The sequence below is a fragment of the Chryseobacterium bernardetii genome (assembly GCF_003815975.1).
Taxonomy (GTDB): domain Bacteria; phylum Bacteroidota; class Bacteroidia; order Flavobacteriales; family Weeksellaceae; genus Chryseobacterium; species Chryseobacterium bernardetii.
On record NZ_CP033932.1, the window covers coordinates 4,078,110 to 4,097,195 of the forward strand.

General features: G+C 35.1%; 19 protein-coding genes. 7 read left to right on the forward strand and 12 right to left on the reverse strand.

The features are described 5' to 3' along the window. Window positions 1-115 precede the first annotated feature (115 nt). From EG339_RS18520 to EG339_RS18540, 5 genes are all read left to right on the forward strand, one after another. Window positions 116-1,153: a PLP-dependent cysteine synthase family protein gene (locus tag EG339_RS18520; protein ID WP_123871401.1), complete on the forward strand. Its 1,038-nt coding sequence runs from the start codon at window positions 116-118 to the stop codon at window positions 1,151-1,153. 82 nt (window positions 1,154-1,235) lie between these two features. Next, complete coding sequence (locus EG339_RS18525; RefSeq protein ID WP_185146558.1) at window positions 1,236-2,507, forward strand: aminotransferase class I/II-fold pyridoxal phosphate-dependent enzyme; 1,272 nt, start codon at window positions 1,236-1,238, stop codon at window positions 2,505-2,507. 77 nt (window positions 2,508-2,584) lie between these two features. Then, window positions 2,585-3,463: a DMT family transporter gene (locus EG339_RS18530; protein WP_123871403.1), complete on the forward strand. Its 879-nt coding sequence runs from the start codon at window positions 2,585-2,587 to the stop codon at window positions 3,461-3,463. 11 nt (window positions 3,464-3,474) lie between these two features. Then, window positions 3,475-4,215, forward strand: coding sequence for a hypothetical protein (locus EG339_RS18535; protein ID WP_123871404.1), 741 nt, complete (start codon window positions 3,475-3,477; stop codon window positions 4,213-4,215). Window positions 4,216-4,463: 248 nt separating this feature from the next. Then, window positions 4,464-6,659, forward strand: coding sequence for a B12-binding domain-containing radical SAM protein (locus EG339_RS18540; RefSeq protein WP_123871405.1), 2,196 nt, complete (start codon window positions 4,464-4,466; stop codon window positions 6,657-6,659). Between the two features lie 500 nt (window positions 6,660-7,159). Here the strand turns inward: EG339_RS18540 and EG339_RS18545 are convergent, their stop codons facing one another. From EG339_RS18545 to atpD, 3 genes are all read right to left on the reverse strand, one after another. After that, entirely contained in the window at window positions 7,160-7,978 is an 819-nt protein-coding gene (locus tag EG339_RS18545) for a hypothetical protein (protein WP_123871406.1), read from the reverse strand. Between the two features lie 90 nt (window positions 7,979-8,068). Then, window positions 8,069-8,350, reverse strand: a complete 282-nt coding sequence (locus EG339_RS18550) for a FoF1 ATP synthase subunit delta/epsilon (protein WP_123871407.1) — start codon at window positions 8,348-8,350, stop codon at window positions 8,069-8,071. 80 nt (window positions 8,351-8,430) lie between these two features. Continuing rightward, complete coding sequence (gene atpD / locus EG339_RS18555) at window positions 8,431-9,939, reverse strand: F0F1 ATP synthase subunit beta (RefSeq protein ID WP_065397992.1); 1,509 nt, start codon at window positions 9,937-9,939, stop codon at window positions 8,431-8,433. Between the two features lie 206 nt (window positions 9,940-10,145). On the opposite strand from atpD, the gene EG339_RS18560 reads away from it, so the two are divergent. Then, a complete protein-coding gene (locus tag EG339_RS18560) occupies window positions 10,146-11,066 on the forward strand; it encodes a bifunctional riboflavin kinase/FAD synthetase (RefSeq protein ID WP_123871408.1) in 921 nt (306 codons plus the stop codon). A gap of 46 nt (window positions 11,067-11,112) precedes the next feature. Here EG339_RS18560 and EG339_RS18565 read toward each other — a convergent pair whose 3' ends face one another. Next, window positions 11,113-11,601: a hypothetical protein gene (locus tag EG339_RS18565; protein WP_123871409.1), complete on the reverse strand. Its 489-nt coding sequence runs from the start codon at window positions 11,599-11,601 to the stop codon at window positions 11,113-11,115. Between the two features lie 99 nt (window positions 11,602-11,700). Then, a complete protein-coding gene (locus tag EG339_RS18570; protein WP_123871410.1) occupies window positions 11,701-12,054 on the reverse strand; it encodes an MmcQ/YjbR family DNA-binding protein in 354 nt (117 codons plus the stop codon). A 180-nt stretch (window positions 12,055-12,234) separates the two neighbouring features. On the opposite strand from EG339_RS18570, the gene EG339_RS18575 reads away from it, so the two are divergent. Then, window positions 12,235-12,894 (forward strand): NAD(P)H-binding protein, encoded by a 660-nt coding sequence (locus EG339_RS18575; protein ID WP_123871411.1) that lies wholly within the window; start codon window positions 12,235-12,237, stop codon window positions 12,892-12,894. Window positions 12,895-12,901: 7 nt separating this feature from the next. Here EG339_RS18575 and EG339_RS18580 read toward each other — a convergent pair whose 3' ends face one another. The 7 genes from EG339_RS18580 to EG339_RS18610 all read right to left on the reverse strand — a co-directional run bounded on the left by EG339_RS18580 (window position 12,902) and on the right by EG339_RS18610 (window position 19,069). Beyond that, window positions 12,902-13,363, reverse strand: coding sequence for a tetratricopeptide repeat protein (locus tag EG339_RS18580; protein ID WP_123871412.1), 462 nt, complete (start codon window positions 13,361-13,363; stop codon window positions 12,902-12,904). A gap of 61 nt (window positions 13,364-13,424) precedes the next feature. Next, a complete protein-coding gene (locus EG339_RS18585; RefSeq protein WP_123871413.1) occupies window positions 13,425-14,000 on the reverse strand; it encodes a glutathione peroxidase in 576 nt (191 codons plus the stop codon). Window positions 14,001-14,037: 37 nt separating this feature from the next. Then, the gene (locus tag EG339_RS18590; protein ID WP_123871414.1) at window positions 14,038-14,703 is read right to left on the reverse strand and encodes a histidine kinase; all 666 of its coding nucleotides are present in this window, start codon (window positions 14,701-14,703) and stop codon (window positions 14,038-14,040) included. A 312-nt stretch (window positions 14,704-15,015) separates the two neighbouring features. Next, on the reverse strand, window positions 15,016-15,738 hold the full coding sequence (kdsB, locus tag EG339_RS18595) for a 3-deoxy-manno-octulosonate cytidylyltransferase (RefSeq protein ID WP_123871415.1): 723 nt from the start codon (window positions 15,736-15,738) through the stop codon (window positions 15,016-15,018). Between the two features lie 219 nt (window positions 15,739-15,957). After that, window positions 15,958-16,944 carry a phosphatase PAP2 family protein gene (locus EG339_RS18600; protein WP_123871416.1) on the reverse strand — a complete coding sequence of 329 codons (987 nt, stop codon included), beginning with the start codon at window positions 16,942-16,944 and terminating at the stop codon, window positions 15,958-15,960. 132 nt (window positions 16,945-17,076) lie between these two features. Beyond that, the gene (locus EG339_RS18605; RefSeq protein WP_123871417.1) at window positions 17,077-17,667 is read right to left on the reverse strand and encodes a hypothetical protein; all 591 of its coding nucleotides are present in this window, start codon (window positions 17,665-17,667) and stop codon (window positions 17,077-17,079) included. A 148-nt stretch (window positions 17,668-17,815) separates the two neighbouring features. Then, entirely contained in the window at window positions 17,816-19,069 is a 1,254-nt protein-coding gene (locus EG339_RS18610; RefSeq protein WP_123871418.1) for a pyridoxal phosphate-dependent aminotransferase, read from the reverse strand. Window positions 19,070-19,086 lie beyond the last annotated feature (17 nt).

A 19,086-nucleotide genomic window follows, 5' to 3' on the forward strand; every position in this document is an offset into this window, starting at 1 on the left:
TGTAAACAGGAAAATATTTTTTTACAAAACGATGCCCTAGAAATCAAACAAAAGTTTAGTAATTATTTATTTTTTTGTATTTTTGCAGTCAGATTTTTATTGAAAATAACAAATAATGAGTAATGTTTACGATAATATTCTTGGCCTAATAGGACATACTCCTATGGTGAAGCTAAATACTGTGACAAAAGATATTCCAGCAACCGTTTATGCCAAGTTAGAATCATATAATCCTGGACATTCCACCAAAGACCGAATCGCACTTCATATTATAGAGAACGCAGAGAAAAAAGGCTTATTGAAAGAGGATTCCGTTGTTGTAGAAACAACATCAGGAAACACTGGGTTTTCTATTGCAATGGTATGTATCATTAAGGGTTATAAATGTATTCTCGCGGTAAGCGACAAAACAAAACCTGAAAAGATCGCTTATCTTAAGGCTTTAGGAGCTACTGTATATATATGTCCTGCCAATGTACCGGCGGATGATCCTAGATCTTATTATGAAGTAGCGAAAAGAATCGCTTTGGAAACTCCCAATTCTATTTACATCAATCAGTACTTTAATGAACTGAATATTGATGCCCATTACCAGACTACAGGTCCTGAAATCTGGGAACAGACAGAAGGTAAAATCACTCACCTTTTTGCCTGTACCGGAACAGGAGGTACTTTATCTGGTTCAGCAAAGTTTTTGAAGGAGAAAAATCCGGATATTAAAATTATCGGGGTGGATGCAGATGGTTCTATATTAAAAAGCTATCACGAAACCGGTGAAATTCACAAAGAAGATGTACATCCTTACCAGATTGAGGGAATGGGAAAAAATTTAATTCCTTCCGCACTTCTTTTTGACAAGGTAGATGAATTTGTAAGGGTAAATGATGAAATGGCAGCCTACAGAACCCGTGAAATTGCTTTAAAGGAAGCCATCATGGGAGGATATACCACAGGAGCTGTAACTCAGGGACTGATGCAATATGCAAATTCTCACGAATTAACCGAAAATGATGTGGTTGTTTTAATCTATCCTGACCACGGTTCAAGATACATCACCAAAGTATACAGTGATAAGTGGATGGCCGAACAGGGGTTTGTTAACAACTGTGTCCACAATTATGACGAAGTCTTCAAGACAGAGTTTATTAAATAGGAACAAATAAAATCACGATATAATAAAGCCTTTTGCGTGTTCTACAAAAAAGGCTTTTTTACTTAAAAATTACGATACAATGTTGGATATTTTTGAAAGAATAAAAGAAAATCCAGGACCACTTGGACAATTTGCAGATTACGGAGAGGGATATTTTATTTTCCCGAGACTAGAGGGACCTATCGGCCCGAGGATGCAATTTCAGGGTAGAGAAGTAATTTTCTGGAGTGCCAATGATTATTTAGGGCTGTGTAATCATCCTGAAGTAATAGAAGCAGATGCAAAGGCGGCTGCAGAATACGGAATGTTCTATCCAATGGGAGCAAGGGCAATGTCTGGAGAAACAGATCAGCACCTTCAGTTGGAAAGAGAATTGGCAGACTTTGTACAAAAAGAATCAGCATATTTATTGAATTTCGGTTACCAGGGAATGGTTTCTACCATTGATGCTTTGGTAAGCAGAAATGATGTAATCGTTTATGATATGGATTCTCATGCCTGCATCGTGGATGGGGTAAGACTTCATTCAGGTAAAAGATTTACCTACAAACATAACGATATGGAGAGCCTTGAGAAAAACCTTCAGAGGGCTACAAAAGTGGCAGAAGAAACAGGAGGAGGAATTCTTGTGATTACTGAAGGTGTTTTCGGAATGAGAGGCCAGCAGGGAAAAATCAAAGAGATCTGCGAACTTAAATCAAAATATCAGTTCAGACTTTTAGTGGATGATGCTCACGGTTTCGGAACACTAGGTAAAACAGGTGCCGGAGTTGGTGAAGAGCAGGATTGCATCAATCAGATTGATGTATATTTCTCTACTTTTGCAAAATCTATGGCTGGTTTCGGAGCCTTCCTTGCGGGAGACAAAGAGATCATCAGATACCTGAAGTTTAACCTAAGATCACAGATCTTCGCAAAATCTCTTACAATGCCAATGGTAATAGGAGGACTGAAGAGACTGGAGCTATTGAGATCAAGACCCGAAATCAAAGCTAAGCTTTGGGAAAATGTAGCCAAACTACAGAACGGATTAAAAGAAAGAGGATTCAATATTGGTGATACCAATACTTGCGTAACTCCTGTAATGATGCAGGGAACTCCTGTAGAAGCTACTCTATTGGTAAAAGACCTTAGAGAAAATTACGGGATCTTTACTTCAGTCGTGGTATATCCGGTAATTCCGAAGGGAATGATTCTTTTAAGACTGATTCCTACCGCTTCTCATACGGATGCTGAAATTAATGAAACTCTGGCAGCGTTTGAAGCAATTCACGATAAACTGGTAAGTGGTTACTATAAAGAGCAGGAACAAATATTACTGCAAGAGCAGGGATTAAGTTTTAAACCGATCTAATCTTTAACAAAATTAAAAAAAACCACTGATTGATTCAGTGGTTTTTTATTTTAAAAACTATAAACTATAAAAAGCAAATGAAACTTAGGGGTTATTTATTGGGTATTTTGTCGGCAGTTTCATACGGATTGATTCCGATTTTTATTCTGCCGATCAAGCAGGCTCATTTTTCAATGGATATTGCATTGTTTTACAGATTTTTCTTTTCGGCTCTCATGGTAGGAGTTTATCTCATCTATTCTAAACAAAATTTCAGAATCAATAAAAGGGAGGCCATGATTTTAGCCATTCTTGGAATCTGCTATGCTCTTTCCTCGGAATTTCTTTTTATAGGATATGATTTTCTCACTCCGGGAATTGCCTCTACCGTTCTATTTATTTATCCGGTAATTGTGGCATTAATTATGTTCTTCTTTTACAAAGAGAAACTCACTAAACTATCTGTTGTTTCCTTACTTCTTGCCTTTGCCGGAGTTATTGTCTTATGCCTGAAGGGAAATGGTTTGGAAATTAATTTTGCAGGATTGGGAATTGTGATGCTCAGCTCATTGTTTTATGCATTATATATGGTAATTGTTAACAAATCGAAACTAAAAGTGTCGGGGTTTAAGCTTACCTTCTACTCTATGCTTTTTACTTCTTTGTTTTTTATGGGTAAATCAGTTATCGGGCATCAGTCATTTGGGATTCCTTCAATGACTATTTTTATTAACTTTCTCATTTTTGCTTTCCTTACCACGGTTATTTCCAGTTTATGCCTAGTATATGCAATTAAAAGTATTGGCTCTACGCCTGTTGCCATTTTAGGAGCCCTTGAACCGGTAGTTGCCGTTATGGTAAGCGTATTTATGTTTAATGAAAAGTTCACTGTCAATTTATTGATCGGGATCACACTGATCCTGCTGGGAGTTATCCTGAATGTTATTTCTGATCGTAAAAATACAATTCATACTTAACACTTAAAATCATGAAGGAATTACAGAAGCTATCAAAAGATCAGTTGTATGCTTACCTTAAACGAGAGTCAGGGATTTTTTATTCCAAAGTTATATCAACTTTAGATTTTACACTGTTTCAAGATCAGTCATTACATGAAAAAGATTTTTCGGAATTTCTTGAAATGCTGGATCAGGAAATGGCAGAGAAAATAAAAATGTCATCTTTACAACCTGATGAGGATGAACAACCCACAATTGTCCTTGCAGAACATAAAGACTCTGGCTCTCTTGACTTGGTAACTGAAGATGGTGAAGGATATAAGGTAATTTTATTTGATAAAGATATCAGCCTTTCAGGAAATCTTTTTGTTGAAGACTACGTTGTGCTTATTGTTATTGGAAATATACAAGCAAAAAATATAATTGTATACGGCTCACTGTACTGTACCGGCAACCTTTCCTGTGATGTACTGTTTGGAGCGTCAGGCAACGACAATGAAACCTACTTTGGAGGAAATATATCCTCAGTTCTTATTGCTGAAAACGGACATCATACACTGGCAGAAGGCAATATATATTCCAGATATTTAATAAGTCTTCACAATGAAATAGAAGCAAAAGGGGGAAGAAATATTGAGAATATAATTTTGGACGGATCCCAGGAAGCAGAAGTTTTAAGCCCTGAAATTTTAGATGAAAATGGCTATTTTGAAGAAGAGTCTTTTCTTAATTTCATCAGTAATCATCCACCTGATTCAGTATTTAAATAATTTTTCACAGAAGAAGCTCTATGTTTATGCTTTCGCTTAGAGAGAATTAGTGAAATTGATCCTACTTTGCTCCCTTAAAATAGGTAGCACCTTTCATAAACCTTCGTTAAAAAAATCTCCACTATCATACTTTTCAGCTATCTGAGATCTATGGGAGAATTTTTTCAACACGATTTAAACCTGTCTATAATCAGAGCAAAAAATTTTTTTCTGAAAAAACTTTAGAATAACTTTGCAAAAAATTTCTGTTGAAAGACCTGCTCCTTATTACCCCGCCTTTTACCCAGCTTAACACTCCTTATCCGGCAACAGCTTATATTAAAGGATTTTTAAATACTAAAAATATTTCCAGCTATCAGATTGATTTGGGAATAGATGTTATTTTGGAGTTATTTTCAAAAGGTGGATTACAGAAGGTTTTCAGTAAAGGAATTGATCTTCAGAATGCTTCTGAAAATACACAGAGGATTTATGCATTAAGAGAAGAGTATTTAAAGACGATAGATCAGGTGATTCCTTTTTTACAGGGAAAAAACCCTACACTGGCAAGACAGATCTGCAGCATGAACTTTTTACCCGAAGCTTCCCGTTTCAACCAATTGGATGATATGGAATTTGCTTTCGGGAACATGGGTTTACAGGACAAAGCCAAACATTTGGCAACCCTGTATCTGGAAGATATTTCAGATTATATTGTTGAAAATATTGATGCTGATTTTGGCTTCAGCAGATATGCCGAACGTTTGGGGAAAAGTGCTAATTCTTTTGATGAACTGTATTCAAAATTATCTGCCCAACAAACATTTATAGATGATTTTACTTTAAAAATTCTTCACGAAAGATTAGAATCAGTACAACCCAAACTGGTTTGTTTTTCTATTCCTTTTCCTGGAAATTTATATTCAGCCTTCAGGTGTGCCCAGTTTATAAAGAAAAATTTTCCGAACATTAAAATTGCAATGGGCGGAGGTTTCCCGAATACTGAATTAAGAGAAGTTAAGGATCAGAGAGTTTTTGAATTTTTTGATTTTATCACCCTTGATGATGGTGAACTTCCTCTTGAACTCCTGTATGAAAGTATTTGTTCTTCTGAACAAAGCGAAGAACCTCAGTATAAAAGAACTTTTTTACTTGAAAATCAGAAAGTTGTCTATAAAAATAATTCAAAAAGGCACGATTACAAACAGTCAGATATCGGAACTCCGGATTATACGGATTTAAAACTCGATCAATATATTTCAGTCATTGAAATTGCCAATCCAATGCATAGTTTGTGGAGCGATGGAAGGTGGAATAAACTAACCATGGCTCACGGATGTTATTGGGGGAAATGTACATTCTGTGACATCTCATTAGATTATATCAAGATCTACGAGCCTATTTCTGCCAAGATTCTGGTAGACAGAATGGAGGAGCTTATTAAAACAACAGGTGAAACCGGCTTCCATTTTGTAGATGAAGCTGCACCGCCAGCTTTAATGAGAGAAGTTGCCCTTGAAATCCTCCGGAGAAATCTTGTGGTTACCTGGTGGACCAATATCCGTTTTGAAAAAAGCTTCACCAGAGATTTATGTTATTTATTAAAACTGTCCGGATGTGTTGCCGTTTCAGGAGGCCTTGAAGTGGCAAGTGACCGTTTATTGAAATTAATTGATAAAGGAATTTCTGTAGAACAGGTTGCAAAAGTGACAAGAAATTTTACAGAAGCCGGAATTATGATCCATGCTTATCTGATGTATGGTTACCCAACACAAACGATCCAGGAAACAATTGACTCTATGGAAATGGTTCGCCAGTTGTTTGAAATGGGAATTCTGCAAAGTGGCTTCTGGCATCAGTTTGCAATGACTGCCCACTCACCTGTTGGGCTGAATCCTGAAGAATTTGGAGTTACCCCAATCAAACAGGAAATTCTATTTGCTAATAATGATATTGATTTTACAGATAAAACAGGAATCAATCATGATAAATTTAGTTCGGGCTTAAAAAAATCTTTATTCAATTATATGCATGGAATTAATTTTGACCTTCCTCTTCAAGAATGGTTTGATTTTAAAATTCCAAGAACAACTATTCACCCTGATTATATTCATGACAGCTTATTGGAAGATGAAGATTTTAAATTTAAGGGAAATTCAAAAGTTGTTTTTTTAACCAAAAATGTAATCGCTGAGAATCGCGTAAAAAATAAAAAGAAATATTCCGGTACATATACGCTTCTTACATTCCACCTAAAAACCAATATTGTAAAGGTTGAGATGGAGCAGGATAAAGCAGAATGGCTGATGGATATTTTGAAAGAACATTCTATCGACAACCAAAAAAAGCCTACAATTCAACAACTTAAGAATCAGTTTGAAGAAAATTTTGATGATTTTGAGTTGTTCTGGTTTTCAAAACCTATGCAGCAATTGAAAGAAAATGGTGTGATTTTGAGTTTGTAAAAATGATCCCGATTTTTCTCAGGGGATTTCTAATTAAGGACTTTTTATTTTTGTCTCGCAGATTCCGCTAATTATGCAGATTAATTTTGGGACAAGATTATATAAATAATCCTTATACTTATACGTTTTGGCTAAAGCTGTTGGAATTTTATATTTATTATAAAACGGGCTAAAGCCCGTTTCTATTGAATAGATTTTACTATATTTTCTAAGAATAAAATACCCATAATCTTTGTCATTCCTTAGGAATCCAGCCTCCTGTTTTAATATGTAATGTTTTTAGATTCTTTCATAATGACAAAATCCTCCAAAAAACTCCAACAGATTGCGCAAGATGATTATATTATATTTACATTGCATACAAAGAAAAATCCGTGCATTCGTGGCTTATTTTTTTAGCCACAAATTCACGAATATAATAAGTGAACATTTATCAAATCAGACAGATAAAAATCCTCAGAAGCATTTCGGAGGATTTTGTTTTATATTTCTTAGCCAATTTAATTCGGGGTATCTTTTGTAACAGGGCCTACATTTACTTTTTCCTGAACTTTGATAAAATTCGGATCCATAATCGCCATACGTTCTGCCAGTGCTTTATAGGTTGGATATTTCAGAATAGAAGCTCTGCCTGACATTTCTTTGAAAAGAGTAAAAGATTTCCCACCGGCGGTTTTCAGCTGTTTGGTTGTGGTAATATACTTTCCAATATATTTACTCTTTGCATCATAGATTTCAATATCTATAAAGCTTTTTTCCATGATTTTATCATCTGAACCAAAGCTTACCGGTAAATTGGTAAAATAACCCACAGGAACGCCATTGCTGAGGATCTCTCCCACTTTATTTACTTCCAGGTTCATTTTATCAATCTTCCTTCTGATAGTATAGGCATCCTTTGTCTTACTGTCCAGCTTTCTTTTAGGGACATTTGAAAACAATTCATCCAGAGTCTTTACATTGATTCCTTTATTATCTATGATTTTAAAATCTTTCACAGAAGTATAGACTGCAGATTTTTCTTCACCGGAAAATGCAGAAGGTGATGAATAATCTACCTCAATGGTTTTATCCCTGTTATACACTCTATTGATCTGAATGTAGCTGTCCCTTACTGAGTCTACAATACTTTTATCAATAAATTTTATAGTATACAAAGGAGTTTCCTTCAAATCCATGAAAGTATACTCACTGCCTTTATTTGAAATTTTGGCTACCGGGATCCCGTCTAAGTTGATAATTCCTCTTTTGGTTTTGATATTCTGGGCATTGAGGAAAGCCCCCAGAATTGTAAAGAATATGATTATACTTTTCTTCATAGAATCAGATTTTTACATGACTTGACATACAATAAAAAAAGTGTAACCAAAGTTACACTTTTTTGAAAATATATTTAGCTTTTCATTTAATTATTCGCAAAGGATAATTCCTTTGTTATGATTAAATTCCACAACACCGCTTTTGATAGAATATGAAAAAACAGAGTCTTTATCATTTTCTTTGGTTAGATTTTTAGCGAAAGCTTCATCTACAGAATTCGTAAAAAGCTTTACTTTTCCACCAACTAAAGAAGAAACAATTCCTGCGTGGTTTTTCATGATGTGGAATTCACCATTTTTTCCCGGCAGTAATACTGAGTTTACTTCTCCTTCAAAAACTACGTATTCTGGTGTTAAAATTTTTATATTCATAGAAACAAATTTGAAATTTGATGTTTGAAATTTGAAATTACCATCGAACTTCAAATTTCAAATCTCAAATTGTTAATAATTTATGCGTTTTCAGCTAACATTTTTTGTCCAGCTTCGATAGCTTCCTCGATAGTTCCTTTCAGGTTGAAAGCAGCTTCTGGTAAGTGATCTAATTCACCATCCATAATCATGTTGAATCCTTTGATTGTATCTTTGATATCCACCAATGATCCTGGAATACCTGTAAACTGTTCTGCTACGTGGAAAGGCTGAGATAAGAATCTCTGAACTTTTCTTGCACGGTAAACAACTGCTTTATCTTCTTCAGAAAGTTCTTCCATACCAAGGATTGCGATGATATCCTGAAGCGCTTTGTATCTTTGAAGAATTTCTTTTACTCTTTGAGCACAGTTGTAGTGATCGTGACCGATTACTTCAGGAGCAAGGATTCTTGAAGTAGATGCTAGTGGATCTACCGCTGGGTAAATACCTAATGAAGCAATCTTTCTGTCAAGTACCGTAGTTGCATCCAAGTGGGCAAACGTAGTTGCAGGAGCCGGGTCAGTTAAGTCATCCGCAGGTACGTATACCGCCTGTACTGAAGTAATTGAACCGTTTTTAGTTGAAGTAATTCTTTCCTGCATTGCACCCATTTCAGAAGCAAGAGTTGGTTGGTAACCTACCGCTGATGGCATACGACCAAGAAGTGCAGATACCTCAGAACCAGCCTGTGTAAAACGGAAGATGTTGTCTACGAAGAAAAGTACGTCTCTACCTTGTCCGCTTTCTCCACCATCTCTGTAGTACTCAGCTAATGTAAGACCAGAAAGGGCTACTCTAGCTCTCGCACCTGGCGGCTCGTTCATCTGTCCGAATACGAATGCTGCTTTAGAATCTTTCATAGCTTCCAAGTCTACTTTAGAAAGATCCCAACCTCCATTTTCCATAGAGTGCATGAAATCATCACCATATTTGATAATTCCAGATTCTAACATCTCTCTCAAAAGGTCATTTCCTTCTCTCGTTCTTTCACCTACTCCGGCAAATACAGAAAGACCTCCGTGTCCTTTTGCAATATTGTTAATCAACTCCTGGATCAATACTGTTTTACCTACACCAGCACCACCGAACAATCCAATTTTACCTCCTTTTGCATAAGGCTCAACTAGGTCGATTACTTTAATACCTGTAAATAAAACTTCTGCTGAAGTTGATAATTGATCAAATTTTGGAGCTGGTCTGTGAATTGGAAGACCACCATCCTTAGAAATATCTTGAAGTCCGTCGATAGCATCACCAACAACGTTGAATAGTCTTCCGTTTACAGCCTCACCGATTGGCATTGTAATAGGATTTCCGTATCCAATTACATCTTGACCTCTCTTAAGACCGTCAGTAGCGTCCATTGCAATACATCTTACTGTATCTTCGCCAATATGTTGTTCTACCTCTAAAACTACTTTTTCACCGTTTTCTTTTGTAATTTCTAACGCGTCATAGATTGCAGGAACTGCTTCTACATCTGTAAAGACAACGTCGATTACCGGACCAATAATTTGAGAAATTTTACCTTTAATTTGGTTTGCCATTGCTAAATTTTTTCTTGGTGCAAATATAGTGATTCTTCGTAAACACGCAATTGGTAAAAAAAAGATTTTTATCATGCTTTTAAGAAATTTTCCCATCCGGCAGTTTACCAATCTGAAGGCCTATTTATCTGAGAAAAATATTGATTCATTGTTATATTGATAGATTGTTACATTATATCTATATTTGCAGTCAAATTTTTCCCGTTTTGAAAGTTTTCAAGAATTTTAAAGATTATTCCTCTCAAAAGCCTCTAGCATTGTCTTTAGGTATGTTTGACGGGGTACATCTCGGACATAAAAGTATTATCAATGAACTCATTAAGGTAGGAACAGCAAATAATCTGGAAACTGCCATTCTTACTTTCTGGCCACATCCAAGATTTGTTTTTAATCCTAATGAAGATTTAAAACTTCTGAATACGATAGAGGAAAAACAACAGCGCATTGAAAAATATGGCGTTGAAACCCTGTTTATTAAAGAATTTGATGAAGAATTCAGAAATCTTACCGGTGAAGAATTTGTGCGTCAAATTCTCATTGATAAGCTGAATGTAAAATACCTTATTATAGGATACGATCATTCTTTCGGAAAAAATAAAAGCGGAAACTTTGAGCTTCTTCAAAAACTTTCAAAAGAACTTGATTTTGAGGTTGAGCAGATGGAAGCCATTAATATTCATGAGAATAACATCAGCTCTACAAAAGTTCGTAATGCTCTTTTAACAGGAAATATTAAAGAAGCCAATGAAATGCTGGGATACTCCTACCCTGTTTCCGGAACGGTAGTTCATGGAAAGAAAATAGGAAGAACTATTGGATATCCAACGGCTAATATTGATACGGAATCTATTAAACTCCTGCCTAAAAAAGGCGCTTATATTGTTGAAGTGGAAGTAAAAGGGCAGAAATATAAAGGAATGCTGAGCATTGGAACAAATCCTACAGTAAACGGAGAAAGATTAACAGTTGAAGTATATATCCTTAATTTTGACAATGATATTTATGATGAAAAGATCACAGTAAGATTCAGAGACTTCCTGCATGATGAAATTAAGTTTGAAGGTCTGGAAAAACTGATTGAAAGGCTTGACGAAGATAAGCGGTTAACAGAGGAATTTAATTTCTAAGATATAAAAAAGGTTATTCAGTGCTGAATAACCTTTTTTTGTTTTTTTATTTAAGTATCTTCAGGTTTATTTTCTGAACCTCATTATTCATTGTCACATTAGGAAACCCTTTATCATAATCTATCCCTATATCTCCTTTACTGTCAGCCTTTCCGTTTCCGTCAGAATCCCAGCTCAGACCAATATAATATTTAACAGGCCCCGCAGGCTTAGGATTGATCTTACTTACAGCATCCTTAGATACCGGAAAATTAATGGTAAAAGGTATTGATTTCTGTTCATATTCTTTTTCTTCCAGTAATGTAGCGGGTGCATCTGCTAAATTTCCGTCCATTCCATACAAACGCACTATAAGTCTGGCACTTTTAATGGTAAAATTATCAGTTCCTACAAATTCTATCTTCAGATTATCAGAAAAATTTTCCGCCTTTTTTTCAGATAGAACAGTTTCAGGGGTTGTTTTATTCTTTGCTTTATTGCAGCCTGATAATGCTAACACACCCGCTGCGATGAATAATAAAAGGTGATTTTTCATTGGTTCTTATTTTAATTGATATCAGTTTAATATTTACAGATATCTGGTAACAAAATTTATACCTGAATGCATACGGCTTAAAGCTGTAAATTGATGATATTATGAATTATTGATGGTATTCTGAACTTTTTTAGTAAGTGATTTAAATACCAGATCATAAGAATGATCTATTAGTTTCAAAATCAGATCTCTTTTCAAACCATTCACCACTACTGAATTCCAATGGGTTTTATTCATATGATAAGCACCTGTAATCTGGGGATATTGCTCCCGAAGTTCAGCACTCCATTCCGGGTCTGTCTTTACATTGATGGACAAGGGTTGTCTTTCAAGTGCCATCAACAGGAACATTTTAGTATCAACTTTTAATACAAGGGTTTCGTTATCAAAAGGGAAACTTTCTGTAACGGCTTTTTTAGCAAGACAGTAGTCTAATATTTCGTTGGCATCCATTGTTATGAGTAATGAGTGATAGGTAATATGATAATTGATAGCAAAACCAGATGTTTAAAATAATCTTTTATCTTTTATCTTTTATCTTTTATCTTTTATCTTTTATCTTTTATCTTTTATCTTTTAATCAAATTTAGTAAATTTAAGAAAGAAAATATTATCATATTAAACCTTATTATTATGAAAGCTTTAGTAATTGGTGCTACAGGCGCTACAGGAAAAGACTTGGTTAATCAGTTGCTCAACGATAAAGCTTTTGAGGAAGTTGATATTTTTGTAAGAAAGCCTGTTGATATTGAGAACGACAAGCTTAAAGTTCACATTATAGATTTTGAAAAACCTCAAGAATGGAAAGGAATGATAAAAGGGGATGTTGCATTTTCATGCCTGGGAACTACTTTAAAGGATGCCGGAAGTAAAGAAGCCCAGAAAAAAGTGGATTTTGATTATCAGTATGAATTTGCAAAAGCAGCCAGAGAAAATGAGGTGGAAGATTACATTCTGGTTTCAGCGTATGGAGCTAATCCGAAGTCCAAGATTTTCTATTCTAAAATGAAGGGTGAGCTGGAAGAAGCTGTAAAGCAGTTACATTTCAATAAAATAACTATCTTCAAACCCGGAATGCTGGAGCGGAAGAATTCTGAAAGAACTGGTGAAGTCCTGGGCAGCAGGATTATAAAATTTGCCAATAAGCTAGGATTGCTGGAAAGTCAGAAGCCTTTACCAACTGATATTTTAGCCAAAGCAATGATTAATTCTTCAAAAATTAAAAGCAACGGCTACTCCAGTATTAAACTTGGAAATATTTTTTGCTTTGCAGAAAAAGTGATTGATAAGTGAAAAAAAGCTATACTAGAAAAATCTGTGTACATCTATAATATCCTTCAGGATCACCGGGAAAATATTTAATGATTTCCTGATATTTCTCTCTTGCCTTTTTCACCTGCCCGAATCTCATGTATTGTACAGCAAGATTCTGTTTAAATATCGGAGCTTTATTCTGAGCCAGACTATCTGCTGTATAATACATTATCAAAGATTCTTTATGCAGGTTCTGCAATCGTAAATAATATCCTGCTAAAAAATAGGCATCACAATATTTAGGGTCGTCTTTAATGACTTTCATTAAAGCCAATGATAATGCAGGATAATATTGGGGGAAATTAAGACCTTCAACAGCACCTTCAAACATTTCTTTTGACTCTTTTTTCTCGGGAATACAGTAATTTGTTTTCCCTAAAAAATAATTGTCTTGTGAAAATCCTTTCACAAAAAGGATCAGACTGCAAATAGTTAATAGTTTTTTCATGGTATAAAAATAAAAAAAGTGGATGTAATCATCCACTTTATCAAGATATATTTTCTCTGTCTTATTTCAAATATTTTGTAATTGAATCGCTTGTAGGTTTTGTAGTACTTACGAAGCTATCAATAAGTTTTCCGTTCTCATCAATCAGGAATTTAGTAAAGTTCCAAAGGATAGTGGTGTTTTTTACTCCGTTTAATTCCTGTTCTGTTAGGTATTTAAAGATGGGTGCGGTATCATCTCCTTTTACCGAAACTTTTGCTGCCATCGGGAATGTTACTCCGTAATTTTTCTGGCAGAATGTTCCTATTTCAGCGTTTGTTCCCGGTTCCTGTCCTCCAAAGTTGTTGGCAGGGAAACCTACTACTACCAATTTGTCTTTGTATTCTTCATATACTTTTTCCAGATCTGCATACTGAGGAGTAAACCCGCATTCAGAAGCGGTATTAACGATCAGTATCTTTTTCCCTTTGAAATCTGCAAAGTTGATTTCCTTTCCGTCAAGGCTTTCTACTTTAAAGTCATATATTGTTTTTCCCATAAGTTCTTTGGTTTTAGCTTGAGAAACTTCACTTTTTTGATTGGTGCAGCTTTGCAGAAACGCTGTAAATGAAAGCAGCATTAAAAAAATATTTTTCATTTCTTATAAATTTTAAGCAGCCTGAACTGCGGATGAATTAAAACTTAAAAATATTTGCAGGAAAAGCCTTGTTAACGTCTACCCTGTTAAGCAGCATCACATAATCGCCATCCTTTTTCGGGCTTGAAGATTCTATTCTGAAAGGCATCGTAAGGTTTCCTACTTTTTTATAATCGGAATATACCAAAGTTTCATCTTTTTTAATTTCCTTCAAAAGCATATAAGTTTTTGTATCAAAATAGTACATATTCTTATTTACATTCTTGGTTAATTCCACTTTATGGCAATAGATATCACCTACTTTTTCTTTTCCGAGATATTTAGCATCAAATCCTTTACTTTCCCAGTCAATAAAATCATTATCAAAACTTTCCGGTACATATTCCGGATATACCTGAAGCTTATTGGTTGCATAATTCATTGCATACCCTTTATTTCCGTCAAAACCTTCAATTGCGGTTTCTTTTCCACCTACCACAATGATTGTTTTGGTAAGATTGGGACGCTGCTGGTAAATTTTTATAGGATATTCATCTTTGATTCCCAATACTACCTTCCCCTGCAGCAATACGGAGTTCAACAATTTCCAGTTGGTTAAGCCTCCTGATAGTTCAATATTTTTATCTATAATCTCCTTTGCAGTTTGGCCATAAAATAATGAGCTTGTAACCGTAAAAAGGACTAAGTATATTATTTTTTTCATTTAATTTTATTAAAAATAGTTATTCAAAGAAGATCTAAAAGTTTAGCCTGTTTTTGGAACCAGGTTCTCATTCATATTTAAAAACCGTTCTCCTAATCTTCTCTAAAACCAACACTTTTTGTAAGATGTAATATTTTATTTTCAAAATTACAGATCTCTATACTTTCCTGTAAAAACAGGGCCATCATAAGATCTTTACCAGATAAATTGTTTATCATTCAAATATAAGAGGAATTGGGATAAAAAGCAAAATACTGAGTAAGTCTGATTACCGAATTCCGTTTTTCAAAATTATCTTATTAAATTTCCCGATTACATCAACTTTCTTGCTTTTTCCAGATCTTCCGGTGTATCAATTCCTACCCCGACAAAATTGGTTTCTATCATTTTGATTTTCATTCCGTATTCAAGATAACGGATACATTCTATCTTCTCAGATATTTCCAGAGGTTTCATCTCCAGCTTTGAAAACTGTAATAATGCTTCTTTTCTGAACGCATACACTCCAATATGTTTAAAGTATTTCACATCATAAGATATTTCTCTGTGAAAAGGAATTACGGAGCGACTGAAATATAAGGCAAAGCCGTTATTATCCGTAATCACTTTTACATTATTCGGGTTTTCTATTTCTTCTTTTTCAGATAGTTTTATTTTTAGGGAAGCCAGGGAAATTTCCTGCTGTTCGTCCTGCTTAAAAACTTCGATCAGCTGTTTCAAAGGTTCAAGCTTAAGGAATGGCTCATCACCCTGAACATTAATAACGATATCACAGTCTATATTTTGTACTGCTTCGGCAATACGGTCGCTTCCTGTCTCATGTTGTCCCGTCATTACAGCTTTTCCGCCATTCTTAGTAATCTCCTCCAGGATGATCTCGGAATCTGTTGCAACAAATACTTCATCAAACAGCCCGGTTTCCACTACGTTCTGATAGGTGGTGGTAATAACGGTTCTTTCTCCCAGTATCTGCATCAGTTTTCCCGGAAAACGGCTTGCTTCATAGCGCGCAGGGATGACAGCGATTATTTTCATTCAGTACAATATTAATTAAGTTTCAAGCTATATCATGAATGATCTTGCTTATTCAGACCAAAAATAGTGAAAACTATTTTAGTTTGCTCTATAAATTGTGGTATTATGTCCAATTTTTCCTTTAAATATTATGATTTTTATCCTTTCAGAAAAACAAAATTCCCACATTTTCAATGAAAATGTGAGAATCGGGTATAGATTTTTAAATGAGTCAATACGTTAAAAAGATAGCTTCACTCCCACCATGTTATACTCCCATTGGCGGGATGCCATAAGGTCAAATTTATATTTTGTTTTTCCAATGGTACCTTCAGAAGAAGTATATCTGCTTTTTGATATAGTTTTTCCAATGAAATACCCCATTAATAAAGCTAAAGGATAATCTGAAGCCCAGTGAACTTTGCTTTGCATCATCTGAAAACACAAAGCTCCGGCTAATGTATATCCTACAGGTTTTATCCATCTTGCATCCGGATAATTATCTGCAATGACAGTAATCCCAGCCATAAAAGTTGTTAAGTGCCCGGATGGCATGGCATCATAGTTTGAGGTGTATTTGCTGAATGCTGAAAAACTCGGAAACGGGTTCCATGCACCGCCTTTATGACCATTTTCTTCTGCTATAAACGGACTTTCTCTTCCGGTAATCCTTTTAATAGTTTGGGTAAAAACTCCGGAAAGAATTAAACTTTCCATTAGTCCACTGGCTGTTGCCTGTGCTCTGTAATCATTTTTAATTAAACCATAGGTTCCGAAACCAATTCCTAATAACACCAATGTAGAACCATTTCCAATAAGATACAGTGTAGATCCGATATCTTTTGGAATTTTGAAAACACCCCCAAGCTTGGTATAATTGTTATCTTTATCCATTCCCCATCTTTCTCCCAACTCTCTTGAGTTATCAATTAATTTCTGATCAAATGGCAATAGAATGAGTGTTGAGGCAACAGCACCTCCTAAATAGTAGGCATGATCTTTTGCTACAAAGTCTTTATTGGTATCAATAAAATTTCGGGGAAGCTTGGTTACAAAATCCAGCAGTTTAGGTTTCGGATATGTTCGTACAGAACCATCTTTTAGAGTATAAGTCTGCACTTTAGTCAGATCTGAAACCGGTGGTAATTCTTTCACCTGCAATGTATCTGCTTCCTGCGAGTATACCAATATAGACATTGGCAACAGCAAAAATCTCAATTTTTTCATCGTTGTTGTTTTCAACCCTGTTTATTCTTAGCTTATAAAAGTCCCAAAGGTAATTCCTTGTTGACGTTAGTACAAAGTGTTTACTTAATTTTTAATATTTATTTAATTTTTTTACAAAATAGTATTCAAGCTTTAGTTTATATAATTGATAAGAAAAATGATTCCATAAATCCAGAAAATGTACAGAAATGAGTACAGAAAACCCAATCCAAAGCTTTTCAATATATCTCCTTTACATCTGCCTGAATTTTTAAAGACATAGCGTAATGCCCGAAAGAAGATCCAATATAACATAGCAGTCAGAAATAGTATGGCAGACCAAAAGAAAAGTCCAAAAAAATAAGAAAGGAATATCAGCAGAATAGAAAATAAAAACCATGCAATAGCAGAAAGTATAGCACTACCTATCCCATCTCCTATAATAGGCAGATCAAAATCAAAACTATCAATTTCAGGTATTTTATCGGTGTATTTTTTTAATCTTTCTTTATTTAAGATGCTTCCGATGTTATCTTTTAGTTTCAATCCATGATACAGGCCTAAGCTTATAAACAAGAAGATTACTCCGGCTAAAATAGATGTTGATAAGATTGAGTTTTGAAATAAAGACCGGTGAGCATCTTTTCCGGAAAGCCAAACACTTAAAATAACCACAATGATCACAAACAAGGCAGAATAACTCAGTAATTTTGTTTCAAGAAAGTATTTTTTGGTAAGTTTCATGGTTTATAGAATATTAAAAACGCTTCGATCCTGCTCAGCGTGACATTTTTATAATGTACCAATATAACAATACCAGTGTAACAATATTTACCAATAGAAAAATTGGCAAAATGTTACACTGGCACATTTATAAATTAATTAAGATTAATTATTTAAGATTATTCAAAGCCGTTTCCAGTTTCGGAAGCATTACTTTGATCTCATCTACGGCTAACCCTCCAACGGAAGCACGGAACCACGGTTCAGATTTATCTTCCCCGAATGCTGAGAATGGCACTAAAGCAACACCAGCTTCATTGATTAAATAGAATACAAGGTCTGAAGAGTTTTCAATAACCGTTCCATCCGGTTTTGTTTTTCCAATATAGTTTAATTTGATGGTAAGATAAAGAGCTCCCATTGGCTCAATGCTGTCTACTGCCAAACCTTTTCCTTTCAGCTCCTGAACGCCACTGTGAAGAACTTTTAGGCTTTCCTCCAGCTTAGCTTTGAAATCTTCTACGAATACATTTACATTATCAGGGTTTTCAAAGAATTTAGCTGTTGCTTCCTGCTCAGGTTTTGGAGCCCACGCCCCTACGTGCGTAAGAAGTGCTTTCATCTTATCAATAATATGAGCGGGTCCGAATCCCCATCCCACACGTACACCTGTTGCAGCCAGGCATTTTGAAATACCATCAATATATACTGTATATTCTTTCATTTCAGGGAAAAGAGATACCGGATCTACGTGCTGTGCTCCAAAAGTAAGGTTAGAATAGATTTGATCATACATTAAATATAATGGCTTTTCGTCTGCTCCTCTCTTTTTGTTTTCAGCAATCACCAATTCACAGATTTCAGAAAGCTGTTCTTTGGTGAACATTGTTCCGGTTGGGTTTAATGGTGAACAAAGCGCTAATAAAACGGCACCATCCAAGTGGGGTCTTAAATCGTCTGCAGTTGGAAGGAAGTTCGTTTCAGGCTTTGTTTTTACTTCTACAGCATTGGCAGAAGTAAGGTAGGCATAGTGATTGTTATTCCATGATGGTGTAGGATATACTACTTTATCTCCTTCGTCTACGATCGTTTTGTATACAGCATAGATTAATGGCCTTGATCCTGCTGTTATCAAAATATCGTTTGGAGAATAATCCAGATTCCATCTGTTTTTTAAATCTTTGGAAACTTCTTTTCTTAAAGATAAAAGTCCGTTGGCAGGGGGATAGTTTGTCAGGTTATTCTGATAGGCTTTCTGAATTTCTTCCTTCAGCAATGCCGGAATAGGATAGATATTAGAATTCAGGTCACCAATAGTAAGATTGGCAATTTCTGCACCCTTTGCTTTTAGATCATTTACTTCGTTACCAATTTTTACAATTTCAGAACCGATCAGGTTCGCTGCTAATTTTGAGACTTTCACTTTATTTTTATTTAAAA

Excerpts from the sequence above, each read along its gene's own strand:
- EG339_RS18520 (WP_123871401.1), top strand. The coding sequence starts at position 116 with ATGAGTAATGTTTACGATAATATTCTTGGCCTAATAGGACATACTCCT.
- EG339_RS18530 (WP_123871403.1), top strand. The coding sequence starts at position 2,585 with ATGAAACTTAGGGGTTATTTATTGGGTATTTTGTCGGCAGTTTCATAC.
- EG339_RS18535 (WP_123871404.1), top strand. The coding sequence starts at position 3,475 with ATGAAGGAATTACAGAAGCTATCAAAAGATCAGTTGTATGCTTACCTT.
- EG339_RS18545 (WP_123871406.1), bottom strand. The coding sequence starts at position 7,978 with ATGAAGAAAAGTATAATCATATTCTTTACAATTCTGGGGGCTTTCCTC.
- EG339_RS18550 (WP_123871407.1), bottom strand. The coding sequence starts at position 8,350 with ATGAATATAAAAATTTTAACACCAGAATACGTAGTTTTTGAAGGAGAA.
- atpD (WP_065397992.1), bottom strand. The coding sequence starts at position 9,939 with ATGGCAAACCAAATTAAAGGTAAAATTTCTCAAATTATTGGTCCGGTA.
- EG339_RS18565 (WP_123871409.1), bottom strand. The coding sequence starts at position 11,601 with ATGAAAAATCACCTTTTATTATTCATCGCAGCGGGTGTGTTAGCATTA.
- EG339_RS18570 (WP_123871410.1), bottom strand. The coding sequence starts at position 12,054 with ATGGATGCCAACGAAATATTAGACTACTGTCTTGCTAAAAAAGCCGTT.
- EG339_RS18575 (WP_123871411.1), top strand. The coding sequence starts at position 12,235 with ATGAAAGCTTTAGTAATTGGTGCTACAGGCGCTACAGGAAAAGACTTG.
- EG339_RS18580 (WP_123871412.1), bottom strand. The coding sequence starts at position 13,363 with ATGAAAAAACTATTAACTATTTGCAGTCTGATCCTTTTTGTGAAAGGA.
- EG339_RS18585 (WP_123871413.1), bottom strand. The coding sequence starts at position 14,000 with ATGAAAAATATTTTTTTAATGCTGCTTTCATTTACAGCGTTTCTGCAA.
- EG339_RS18590 (WP_123871414.1), bottom strand. The coding sequence starts at position 14,703 with ATGAAAAAAATAATATACTTAGTCCTTTTTACGGTTACAAGCTCATTA.
- kdsB (WP_123871415.1), bottom strand. The coding sequence starts at position 15,738 with ATGAAAATAATCGCTGTCATCCCTGCGCGCTATGAAGCAAGCCGTTTT.
- EG339_RS18600 (WP_123871416.1), bottom strand. The coding sequence starts at position 16,944 with ATGAAAAAATTGAGATTTTTGCTGTTGCCAATGTCTATATTGGTATAC.
- EG339_RS18605 (WP_123871417.1), bottom strand. The coding sequence starts at position 17,667 with ATGAAACTTACCAAAAAATACTTTCTTGAAACAAAATTACTGAGTTAT.